General features: G+C 34.8%; 12 protein-coding genes and 2 tRNA genes. 3 read left to right on the top strand and 11 right to left on the bottom strand.

The features are described from left to right. Positions 1–302: 302 nt before the first annotated feature. Both IC221_RS28885 and IC221_RS28880 read right to left on the bottom strand, forming a co-directional pair. The gene (locus IC221_RS28885; RefSeq protein WP_188172258.1) at positions 303–1,319 is read right to left on the bottom strand and encodes a macro domain-containing protein; all 1,017 of its coding nucleotides are present in this window, start codon (positions 1,317–1,319) and stop codon (positions 303–305) included. Next, positions 1,306–2,637: a caspase family protein gene (locus IC221_RS28880; RefSeq protein WP_188172257.1), complete on the bottom strand. Its 1,332-nt coding sequence runs from the start codon at positions 2,635–2,637 to the stop codon at positions 1,306–1,308. The genes IC221_RS28885 and IC221_RS28880 overlap by 14 nt, the downstream gene beginning before the upstream one ends. Before the next feature lie 269 nt (positions 2,638–2,906). On the opposite strand from IC221_RS28880, the gene egtB reads away from it, so the two are divergent. Genes egtB through IC221_RS28865 form a run of 3 tightly spaced genes read left to right on the top strand, consistent with a single transcriptional unit; the run spans position 2,907 to position 5,524 of the window. Next, positions 2,907–4,058 carry an ergothioneine biosynthesis protein EgtB gene (gene egtB, locus IC221_RS28875; protein WP_188172256.1) on the top strand — a complete coding sequence of 384 codons (1,152 nt, stop codon included), beginning with the start codon at positions 2,907–2,909 and terminating at the stop codon, positions 4,056–4,058. Positions 4,059–4,082: 24 nt separating this feature from the next. Then, a complete protein-coding gene (gene egtD, locus IC221_RS28870) occupies positions 4,083–5,021 on the top strand; it encodes an L-histidine N(alpha)-methyltransferase (RefSeq protein ID WP_188172255.1) in 939 nt (312 codons plus the stop codon). Between the two features lie 38 nt (positions 5,022–5,059). Next, the gene (locus IC221_RS28865) at positions 5,060–5,524 is read left to right on the top strand and encodes a DUF4268 domain-containing protein (protein WP_188172254.1); all 465 of its coding nucleotides are present in this window, start codon (positions 5,060–5,062) and stop codon (positions 5,522–5,524) included. 78 nt (positions 5,525–5,602) lie between these two features. Here the strand turns inward: IC221_RS28865 and IC221_RS28860 are convergent, their stop codons facing one another. The 9 genes from IC221_RS28860 to IC221_RS28820 form a co-directional block, all read right to left on the bottom strand. Then, positions 5,603–7,117 carry a SulP family inorganic anion transporter gene (locus IC221_RS28860; RefSeq protein WP_188172253.1) on the bottom strand — a complete coding sequence of 505 codons (1,515 nt, stop codon included), beginning with the start codon at positions 7,115–7,117 and terminating at the stop codon, positions 5,603–5,605. A 221-nt stretch (positions 7,118–7,338) separates the two neighbouring features. Next, positions 7,339–8,310: a 6-phosphofructokinase gene (gene pfkA, locus IC221_RS28855; protein WP_044212437.1), complete on the bottom strand. Its 972-nt coding sequence runs from the start codon at positions 8,308–8,310 to the stop codon at positions 7,339–7,341. A gap of 110 nt (positions 8,311–8,420) precedes the next feature. Further along, positions 8,421–9,239: a pyrroline-5-carboxylate reductase gene (gene proC / locus IC221_RS28850; protein WP_188172252.1), complete on the bottom strand. Its 819-nt coding sequence runs from the start codon at positions 9,237–9,239 to the stop codon at positions 8,421–8,423. Positions 9,240–9,352: 113 nt separating this feature from the next. Continuing rightward, complete coding sequence (ftsY, locus tag IC221_RS28845; RefSeq protein ID WP_044212431.1) at positions 9,353–10,348, bottom strand: signal recognition particle-docking protein FtsY; 996 nt, start codon at positions 10,346–10,348, stop codon at positions 9,353–9,355. Positions 10,349–10,775: 427 nt separating this feature from the next. After that, positions 10,776–10,928 (bottom strand): DUF4295 domain-containing protein, encoded by a 153-nt coding sequence (locus IC221_RS28840; RefSeq protein ID WP_082795986.1) that lies wholly within the window; start codon positions 10,926–10,928, stop codon positions 10,776–10,778. A 2-nt stretch (positions 10,929–10,930) separates the two neighbouring features. Further along, positions 10,931–11,113: a 50S ribosomal protein L33 gene (gene rpmG, locus IC221_RS28835; RefSeq protein ID WP_169659830.1), complete on the bottom strand. Its 183-nt coding sequence runs from the start codon at positions 11,111–11,113 to the stop codon at positions 10,931–10,933. A 48-nt stretch (positions 11,114–11,161) separates the two neighbouring features. Then, the gene (gene rpmB, locus IC221_RS28830; RefSeq protein WP_044212427.1) at positions 11,162–11,398 is read right to left on the bottom strand and encodes a 50S ribosomal protein L28; all 237 of its coding nucleotides are present in this window, start codon (positions 11,396–11,398) and stop codon (positions 11,162–11,164) included. A 239-nt stretch (positions 11,399–11,637) separates the two neighbouring features. After that, positions 11,638–11,710, bottom strand: a tRNA-Thr gene (locus tag IC221_RS28825). 65 nt (positions 11,711–11,775) lie between these two features. Next, positions 11,776–11,848 (bottom strand) — tRNA-Thr (locus IC221_RS28820). Between the last annotated feature and the right edge of the window lies 1 nt (position 11,849).

The following is an 11,849-nucleotide window of genomic DNA, read 5'->3' as shown; positions in this document are numbered from 1 at the left end:
GTTAAAGGCGAGTGCAAAGGTAAGAAGAGAAATTTAATTTGCAATGCTTATTTTGTTTTATTTAGAAACTTAATTTTCCATTGCTTTAATCAACTTAGAAACAAATTATTATGTCTCTCAAAAGTCTTCTTTTACATCGTGTTTTTTCCTCAGCCGTTTGCTGAAGGGAGTGCAAAGGTAATAGAAGGTTTTTTAAATGCAATATATTCTATGGAAAATTACATTAAACAAACACAAATAATAAAAGAGTACCTCCATTAGAAGAAGCACTCTTTCATCACAACTCAATAAAATTCAGTAATTTATCCTTCCAAATCAATAAAAGACTTCAGTTGTATATTAATAGAATTTATTTTTTCTTGAGTTGAATTTATTTCCTTTTCAGCATCCTCTATACTCATCACTAGTCGAAAAGGAACCATTTCACCTCCATACTTTGCCTTCTCTATTTCATAATGTCTTAAAGCTGTCCTTTGATAATTGATGGATTGTTCCAATACTTTTTTATCTTCTTTCAACTGTTCTATCTCATGTTTGTTTGAGTTTACAGAATGCAAAAGGTTATATAAAAGGGATAAATCATTCAGAAGTTCTGGAATTTTTGTTGGTACAATACCATTTTCTTCCTTTTCCAAAGAAGAAATCCTCACTAACCCCTCTTCTAACTTCTCTACCATCTCTGTATCTACCTTATCATTTTGCTTCAAACTCTCATTGGCCTCTTTCAATAAACTTTTGATCGCTTGATTTTGTTCTTTGATAGAAACAAGTTCTACAGCATTCTCAAATAAAGTATTCATCTGCTCTCTTGATATTTCATCTCGTTTCAATAAACATAAGTTTACTTCCTCTATTGAATCATTATCCTTCAAGAAACCCCCGATTACTTCAGTGATTGCTTTAATTGAGTTTTTATAATCATACCCTGCCGTTCCTGTAGCAATAGCTGGAAGTGCAATTGACTTTATACGTAAAGATTTCCCTAATTCTAAGATTCTCTTCAGTGCTAACTCTAATGTCTTAGGGTCAATCACAAGATCTACTTCCTTATTTAATGTAATTGTATGGAAAATGTATTTAGCATGAAGATGCCCTGCCGTTGAAACTACAATATCTCCTACTTTTAAATCTTTATGTTTTCGAGCATCTACTTGAATCGCATGTGATCCTGCTTTTAGTATACTTCTTGAAACACCGCCAGACATACTGATACTTGTGTCATCCGAACTAACAATTACATCTGTCAACGCTGTAGTAATATCAGCATAAAGTACATTGAACTGAGAACCTCCTATATAATATGTTTTATTGTTTGTCATTTTCCGCTATTGTTTTCAGTTTATCAATCACCTTCTGTATTTCCTGTTCTGCCGTTTCTTTGCGGTGAAAAAGCATTGTTGGAGGGTTATCTCCATATTTAGCCATGGTCAATTCCACCTGTTGTAAATTTTTAGAATGAATCTCATATAAAGAAAATAAGTGATCCACTTCCGGTTTGTTTGATTCAGTTACGATTAATACAACATCATCATTTATAAAAACCTCACCCTTTTCATTTCTAATCGATGGTGGAGCTACTTTATTTATGACAAATTCAAGTACTTCAGGTTCATGTATTATCTTCTTTTGCTTATATGAATAAAGTAAAACGCTTCCCCCTAATGTTACGATCACCCCTATTATTATATATATATACTTATTAGAGTCGCCTTGCCCTCTACTAGCAACACTTTCACTTAAAGAAATTGAATTATCTGTTTTAATATTACTCATTACATTATCGTCTGCAGTGCTAAAAATAAACTCACTTCCTAATTCATCTTTCCCAAAAGAACCATATAAACTTTCACTTACTGATCTTTTGGTCTGCTGATGCAAATCCGATAATGTGAACAATTGATGTTCATCTTCTTCTAAAAACTCTAAAACTGCTTTGCAAAACGGAGAATGCCCATCCACTCCATCTGCTACCCTTTCTAATGCCCCTGAAGTAAGATACACTCTTGTAGTCTTATTCATTTTATTCCTTAAGAAATTCGCCGTAATAATCTCTTCTTCTATTTTGCCTCTAAACTTTTGTTTCGATCTGAGTTGCGTATTAAAACTTCCACCAAAACAAACGTCCAATACAATAGCAACATGCCTTGCTTTTAAAGCATTGAGCATTCCATTTAATTTCCTATACTGCAAATAAGTACTTCGAGTGGGGTCTCTTCTTGTTGTTTTACTGTCTTTGAATACTAAGAAGCCATCATCAAAGTTTTCCTCATCGAAATCTCCATGCCCTGCTATATAGATTAAAAAACGATCTTCCTCTTTTAATTTATCTTGATAAGAAAGGATGCTTTTCTCTACTTGCTCCCTTTTAGGTGATAATAAAATTGTTGTTTTAAAATTATATTTAGACGAAAGTACCTTGGAAATACTTTTTGCATCATTCTCTGCATTGTCTAAATCAGGCCACATTGGTTTACCTTCATATTTATTTGAACCAATGATTAATGCATATTGATTACTCTGAACCAATTCATCATGTATTAATCCATCTTCCTGAGCTAAGAGAATAGGAGCGAACAATATGAGAAGTAAAGTCTGAAAAGTGAAAGTGACTTGTATGTTTATTGTAGTATAGTTCATGTTTTAAATGGTAAAAGACCTAATTCTAAATTGAGAATTTCGGTAACACAAATTAAATATAATGAATATCTACTTTGATTGATTTGAATTATAATGATTTCATTCTCAAAGTGAATTTCTTATTAAAAAACAGTGATTTTTAAGTCTTTTATTCTTTCTTTTTGAGCTATTTTTTATAATTTATGAACTGATTTTACATAAAGTTATCTCCCTTAAACTAGAAATTGCAACATATTAATAAAATAGCTTCTTCTATCAACTACATTACTATGCTCGAACATTATGTAAGCACAAGAAAGAGAACGGAAGATTTTTGTGCTCCCCTATCAATCGAAGATTACACCCCTCAAGTGGCATTGCATGCTAGCCCCATGAAATGGCAACTTGGACATACCACTTGGTTTTTTGAGACCTTTCTTCTCAAACCTTATCTAAAAGATTATAAAGAATACCATCCTAAATTTTCTTTTCTATTCAATAGTTATTACAACAATGTTGGTGATCGATTGGCAAGAGATAGTAGAGGTGTTCTGACTCGTCCTTCCGTTGAAGAAGTTTATCAATACAGACATTATGTTGATCAACATATAGAACAACTATTTGGGGGAAACACCACTTCAGAAATGAATGGCATTTTTGAAATCGGCATTAATCATGAAGAACAACATCAAGAACTGATGATTACAGATTTGAAATTGATGTTCTTCAGGCATCCACTTAAAACTACTTACCAAGAAGGAGGAAGTAAGCTGGAAGGAAAAGTTAATCATTTTAATGAATGGATTTCAATCTCTGAAGGTGTTTACGAAATTGGTCATCAAGGTGAAGGGTTTGCTTATGACAATGAATTAGGAAGGCATAAGGTCTATATACACGATTTTGAAATTGCTAAAGATTATGTAAGTAATGATGATTTCATCGCTTTTATTGAGGATGGAGGCTACGAACGTTTTGATCTTTGGCTAGATGAAGGTTGGGCTTGGATTCAACAGAATAATATTAAAAAACCATTGTATTGGAAAAAAGAAGGAGACGAGTGGGTTCAATTTACCTTAGGGGGAATGCAAAAAGTAGATGGAAAAGGCATTCTCAGTCATATCAACTTTTATGAAGCAGAAGCTTTTGCTCGATGGAAAGGAATGCGACTTCCTACCGAATTTGAATGGGAAGTAGCTTCTCAGCAATTCCAATGGGGAGAAAGATGGGAATGGACTAACAGTGCTTATCTTCCTTATCCAGGTTTTAAAACCGCTGATGGTGCTCTTGGAGAGTACAATGGAAAATTCATGATCAATCAAATGGTGCTTAGAGGAGGGAGTGTTGCTACATCACCCCACCATAGTAGGCATACTTATAGAAACTTTTTCCATCCTCATTATTGCTGGCAATACACTGGTATTCGTTTAGCTAAATCAAAATAACACCCATTTCAATAACACAACACTATGATAACTGAAAAAACGCTATTTGCTCAACATGTTGAGAAAGGTTTAACAGCTACGCAAAAAGTTTTATCGTCAATGTATTTCTATGATAAAAAGGGAGAAGCTCTTTTTAGAGAAATCATGAATTTGGAAGAGTATTATCTCACAGATTGTGAGATGGAAATTTTGAGAGTACAAGGACATGAAATTGCAAAAGCGATTGGTAATGAACCTTTGGATATTATTGAACTAGGTGCAGGTGATGGAATTAAAACAAAGGAACTTTTAAAGCATTTTGATTTTGAAAATGTCACTTACAGTCCAATTGATATCAGTGAGCAAGCGATTATTGATATTACAGCGAAAATGAAAGAATGGCTTCCTCAACTCAATACAAAAGGTATTTGTGGGGATTATTTTAAAATGATTGGAGATTTTAAAAGTAATCGAAAAAAAGTGATTCTGTTCTTAGGTTCTAACCTTGGTAATATGACCGATGATCAAGCTAGAGGTTTCCTAAGTCAACTGTATCAAGTGATGAATTCAGGGGATAGTATTTTGCTCGGTCTTGACTTAATTAAATCTGAAGATATTGTACTCCCTGCCTATAGTGATTCAAAAGGTGTAACGGCTCAATTCAATTTAAATCTCTTAGAACGAATTAATAGAGAACTAGGAGGAGATTTCGATACAACTCAGTTTGAGCATTTGGCCACTTATAATGAGAAAGAAGGGATAGCTAAAAGTTTTATTCGAAGTAAAATCGATCAAACTGTTACTATCAAAGAGACGGAAGGTTCTTATTCATTCAAAAAAGGAGAACTTATCCATACAGAAGTGAGCAGAAAGTATGATTTAGATATTATACGTAAAATTATCGATGGTACTTCTCTTCAATTGAAATATCAGTTTACAGATCATCGACAATATTTTACAAACCTCATCTTTACAAAAGCTTAATTCTTTGCTTAAATTTACTCTTGTAAACTTTATGAAGCATGTATAGCAGAGAAGAACATATCAAGATGAGAACTGAGTTTTGGACTCGGTTTGGACAAATGATGAAACCTTTTACAAACAGTGAAGGTCAAAAAGTCAATTGGGTAAACTACAAAACGGGTATTAAGAATGTTTTCTTTAAGATGGATGCCAATAAACAGAAATGTAGTATTGGTATTTATGTTACCCATAGAGATCTTGATTTACAGGAAGTCTACTTCCAACAGTTTATAGACCTAAAAGATTTTCTTCATTCTGTATTAGAAGAAGAATGGACTTGGGAGTTTAAAGCAAAAGATAGAAACAACAAAACGATTTCTAGAATCTATATTGAACTAGATGGTGTCAATCTATTCAGACAGGATGATCAACCTACCATCTATGAATTCCTGAAACCAAGAATATTAAAATTGAATGAGTTTTGGGAAGACGCAAAGGAGCCTTTTAAAGCTTTGGAGGATTAAAACACTTTTCTATAGATAAAAAAATAGAGAGTCAACTTAAGGAGTCGACTCTCTATTTTTTATTGGATGAACAATAACCTACGCATCATACACTACACCGTAATGTGGATCGTGATCATGATCGATTTCTATATGTGATTTTGCCTTATCTAATAAATCAATACAATCTTGAGATAAATGGATGAACGTTACATTCTTTCCATACTGTTCATATTTTTCATTGATTTTATTGATTGCTTCAATACCTGATAAATCAGCTACTCTTGATTCAGAAAAATCTACAATTACTTCTTGAGGATCATTTTTGAAATCAAATTTCTCGAAGAAATTAGTTGCTGAACCGAAGAATAAAGGACCATAGATTTCATAGTGCTTACGTCCAAACTCATCTGTTTTCTTTCTAGCACGAATACGAACTGCATTTTCCCAAGCAAATGATAAAGCTGACATTACAATACCTACTAATACCGCAACTGCTAAATCTTCAATTACTGTAACTACCGATACTGTAATTAATACTACAACATCTACTTTAGGTACTTTATTTAAAATACGTAAACTTGACCATTCGAAAGTACCAATTGATACCATAAACATCACACCTACTAAAGCTGCGATTGGAATTTGCTCGATAATCGATGATAAGAACAGTACGAAAGCCATTAATGCTACTGCAGCAATAATACCAGACCAACGTTGACGTGCACCTGATTGAATGTTAATCATTGATTGACCGATCATGGCACAACCTCCCATACCGCCAGTGAAACCTGAAATGATATTAGCTAAACCTTGTGCTACTGATTCTCTGTTTCCGCTACCACGTGTTTCTGTGATCTCATCAATTAATGTCAATGTCAATAAACTCTCGATCAAACCAACCCCTGCTACTTTTAATGAGAATGGTAAAATGATCATCAAAGTTTCCATATCAAATGGAACTTCTGGAATTAATAAAGAAGGAAGTCCACCTTTGATAGAAGCCATATCACCTACTGTTGGTGTTTCGATACCAAAACCAATCGCAATACCTGATACTAACAAAATGGCCATCAATGGAGATGGAACTACTTTCGTTACTTTTGGTAAGTACTGGATCACTAACATTGCCAATACTACTAAACCTAACATGATATATAATGGAGTTCCTGAAAGATATTCTCCATCAATTTTGAACTGACTAAATTGTGCTTTGAAGATAACGATAGCCAAACCGTTTACGAAACCGAGCATTACTGGATGTGGTACCAAACGGATAAACTTACCCAATTTCAATGCACCTACCGCAATTTGAATTACACCACCAAGAATAATTGCCGGGAATAAATAATCCACACCTTTATCAGCAATCAATGGCATTACTACTACTGCAATCGCACCTGTTGCTCCTGAAATCATACCTGGACGTCCGCCTAATACAGCAGTTACAAATCCCATGATTACAGCGGCATACAAACCTACCAATGGAGATACACCTGCGATAAATGAAAAGGCAATTGCTTCTGGTACTAAGGCAATCGCTACCGTTAGGCCTGATAAAATTTCCGTTTTAAAATCAGTTCCTTTTATACTTAACTGAAGATTTTGTTTCATTAGTTTACGAAATAATAGCTCAAGAATATGAGCTGTTTGAAAGTTGAGAAGGATGTAAATCTTTTATGGATAAAGACTTACTAATATATTTTTTACAATGTTTTTTCAATTGCGAATCACATCGGAGGAGGTCAATTTTATTGAAAAATAAAAAGGAATAAATGCAAAACTACTGTTTTATACATTTATTCCCTATTTATATTTCAGAATATTGCTGAATATTAGCTATTTAAGATTTCTACCATCTTGTTAAGCTCAACATCCAAAGGTTTTTTCTTATTGATAGCATCATCAAACGAAGTATAAGCTACTTTGTCATCAATGATACCCGCCATTACGTTAGATTTTCCAGCAATCAATCCTTCAACAGCAGCAATACCCATACGGCTTGCTAAAATTCTGTCGATTGCACTTGGAGAACCACCTCTTTGAATATGACCTAAGTTAGATACTCTTATATCAAGGTTTGGTAATGCTTCTTTTGCTTTTTGAGCGATGAAGTTCGCGTTTCCGATTTCTTCACCTTCAGCTACAACAATAATATGAGAAGGCTTCTCATTATCACCACCTTTCTTAAGGTTATCAATCACCTCATCAATTGTATCTGGAATCTCCGGTACTAAGATATCTTCAGCACCACCGCCAATACCAGATTGCATAGCGATAAATCCTGCATCACGGCCCATCACTTCTACGAAAAATACACGGTCATGAGATGCAGCTGTGTCTCTGATTTTATCAATGGCATCTAAAGCTGTATTTACTGCTGTATCGAAACCAATAGTATAATCTGTACCGTAAAGGTCATTATCAATAGTACCAGGACAACCAATTGTAGGAATACCAAAGTTTTCCATTAATAATTTAGCACCTGTAAAAGTACCATTACCACCAATAGCTACTAGGCCATCAATACCTTCTTTAACACAATTTTCGTAAGCTTTCTTTCTCCATTCAATATCTCTGAATTCATCAAATCTAGCTGACTTTAAAATTGTGCCACCTAAACCGATAATATCTGATACTGAATGAGACTCCATAGGGATAAAGTCAGCATCTGCCATACCTTTATAACCTCTACGAATACCTACTACCTCTAATCCATTATATAACGCTGCTCTCACAACGGCTCTAACACAAGCATTCATTCCAGGAGCATCGCCCCCTGATGTAAACACGGCAATCTTTTTCACTTTCTTTCTAGTTAATAATTAAAATTTACACACTTTAGTTGATTACCAGAACAAAAGTAAACGACCTTTTGCCCTGGTCTTTTTGTACTAAAACTCAATCGTCTTAGTACTTATTTCTTATCAAAATCATCCTTGATCACGTCAATCGCCTTAAAGGATGTCTTTACTCCGCTAATTAATGATGAACTAAATCCTTGGTGCTCCATTTCGTTTAGTCCTGCAATTGTACACCCTTTTGGTGTTGTTACTTTATCGATTTCATGTTCAGGGTGATTTCCTGTTTCCATCAATAAAGATGCTGCTCCTTTTACGGTTTGTGCTGCAATAAGTTGTGAAACCTGAGCTCCAAACCCAATTTCAATACCACCTTGAGAAGCCGCTCTGATAAAACGCATGGCATATGCAATACCACTTGCTCCTAATACAGTTGCTGCTGCCATAAGGCTCTCATCAATGATGATTGCTTCTCCTAATTGTGAGAATAAGTCAATCAACATTTCTTTTTGTTCCTCTGTACCATTCACTGTTGAAATACAAGTCATAGATTCACGAATTGCAATCGCTGTGTTTGGCATAGAACGGAAAACAGGTTGCTCATCACCTAAAACAGAAGCCATATCGTTTAAAGATACTCCTGTCACTACTGATGAAACTACTTGATCAGCAGTCAAAGAAGGTTTGATCTGTTCCATAATCGATTTGATTTGGAATGGCTTGATCGCCAAAATCACAAGGTCCGCACCTTTTACAGCTTCATTATTGTCAGAGGAAACATTAACTCCTTGATCTGTTAACGATTTTAGAAGTTTTATGTTTCTTCTAGTCACTGTTAAGTTCTGAGGTTCGATGTACTTACTGATAATCAACCCGTCAGCGATCGCCTTACCTAAATTTCCACCTCCAATAATAGTTATTTTGTTCGGTCTCATAGTCTATTTGTTAGTTTTTCCACTTCGAAATAAGTAGAGTTAAAATAATTCTTTTGAAAATCAAAAAAGCCATGCATTTTTCTCAATACATGGCTTTTAATTCAACGTTAAAGTTATTGAGATTTAGTAGCATCTCTTCCTCCAAAGAGGGATTCTACAAACTCCATTTTTCGGAACGCCTGCAGGTGATCAACACCCTCACCTACACCTATATATTTTACTGGAATTTTAAATTCATCTGAAATACCAATCACTACACCACCTTTAGCTGTTCCGTCTAATTTAGTGATGGCTAATCCTGTTACTTCAGTTGCCTTTGTAAATTCTCTTGCTTGATTCACTGCATTTTGACCTGTTGAACCATCCAATACTAAAATCACGTCATGCGGTACTCCAGGAGCAACTTTTTGCATTGATCTTTTGATCTTAGAAAGCTCGTTCATCAAGTTCACTTTATTATGCAAACGACCTGCTGTATCAACAATAATAACATCAGCATTAGATTCTACACCTTTCTTCACTGCTTCAAAAGCTACTGAAGAAGGATCTACGTTCATACCTTTTGCTACTACGTCGACTCCTGTACGTTCACCCCAAAGTTTCAACTGATCTACCGCTGCTGCTCTAAATGTATCAGCTGCACCTAAAACCACTTTATAACCTTTAGCTTTGAACTTTGCAGAAAGTTTACCAATTGTGGTTGTTTTACCAACACCATTTACTCCTACTACCAACATCACATATGGACCTTCAATTCCTTCTGGAATAGAGTACCCATCTACATCAGCACTTTTATTTTCATCTAAAAGTCCTGCGATTTCTTCGTATAAAATCTGATTTAATTCTGTAGCATTGACATATTTGTCTTTTGCCACTCTCTCTTCTATACGGTCTATGATCTTCAAAGTAGTTTCAACCCCTACATCTGAAGTCACTAAAATTTCTTCGAGATTATCCAGTACCTCGTCATCTACCTTAGATTTTCCAGCTACAGCTTTGCTAAGCTTGTCAAACAAAGTACCACGAGATTTTTCCAAACCTTTATTCAGGTTGTCTTTCTCTTCCTCCGTAATCTCTGATTTACCAAAAAATTTTTTAAAGAAGCCCATTATCGCTGCTAGGTTAAATCTAATAATAAAAAAACAAGGTCAGAACTCAGGTCAAAAGACCTTTTCTCTACTGCGAAAATAACGCTCAAAAAGTTAGAATCCCAATAAAGTCCTGTTGTTCTATCCCTCTGATAGTATTTGATTTACTAATACATGAAAACGTCACATAAACGTAAAAAATACATATCACAATAGTAAATACTAGGACAAAAGTAAACGGACAGCTTTATCTTATCTTTTTTATCCTACTCTTCGTTAGATTTTTATCGCGTAACTAAGGCTATGCTCTGCAAATCTGCCTCGATTAGAATAAAAAATATCAACCTAAAACTACCTCTTTACTTCTGTCTTAGTATTTAAAACAAAAAACCCTACAATCTTGTTGCAGGGTTTTTTCGAAAGAAATGTAAAGCTTGATTCAAGAGAATTACTTTGCTAAGTAATCTTTTACTTGATCTTCCATGATAATCTCTTCTTTGAACGTGTATGCACCCGTTTTTGGAGATCTCACTGCTTTCACCACTTTAGCGTATTTAACGCCACCTTCTTTCTTAAGTGTTGCTACTACTTTCTTAGCCATAATTACTTAATTTCACGGTGAATTGTGTATTTCTTTAATACCGGATTGAACTTACGTCTTTCTAAACGATCTGGAGTGTTCTTACGGTTTTTTGTAGTGATGTATCTTGAAGTACCTGATTGACCAGATGCTTTGTGCTCAGTGCACTCAAGGATCACTTGTACTCTGTTGCCTTTCTTAGCCATGACTTATTCTTTTTGGTAATGAATACCGAATTTAAACCAAGATTAAACTTAGATAGTTTTACCTTCTTTACGTGCTTTCTTCAAGACAGCAGAAATACCGTTCTTGTTGATTGTTCTTAAAGCACTTGAAGAAACTTTTAACGTTACCCAACGATCCTCTTCAGGAATGTAGAAACGTTTTTTGTGCAAGTTAGGGTAGAACTTACGTTTGGTCTTATTGTTTGCGTGAGAAACATTATTACCAACTCTCGTTCTTTTACCTGTAATATCGCAGATTCTTGACATCTTCTTATATTTTAAAATTAACGAGTCCGCAAATACTTAAATAATTTCGTAATCACCAAATAATCAGTAAGTTATATCACAAACTTTACATCTCATTAACGAAAATCCATTATCCAAATACTTCAGAGCATTCCTGACAGATGTTACAAAAATGCCCTAATAATGAAAAAAAACCCACTCAAAAGCAGTATCATCAACGAGGTTGACAATTCAGCTTTCAAAAGGGTTTCATTACTATGAGCCTCATACCGGAGTCGAACCAGTGACCTACTGATTACAAATCAGTTGCTCTACCAGCTGAGCTAATGAGGCAATACCATATTTCGTCTTTAACCCAGCGCCGAATTTGTTTCCAAATTGCCTGACTCCAAGACTTGAGCCTCATACCGGAGTCGAACCAGTGACCTACTGATTACAAATCAGTTGCTCTACCAGCTGAGCTAATGAGGCT

Source organism: Flammeovirga sp. EKP202 (assembly GCF_014534745.1).
GTDB lineage: Bacteria > Bacteroidota > Bacteroidia > Cytophagales > Flammeovirgaceae > Flammeovirga.
The sequence above is the reverse complement of the archived record's forward strand: the minus strand, read 5'-3'. Positions and strand labels throughout refer to the sequence as shown.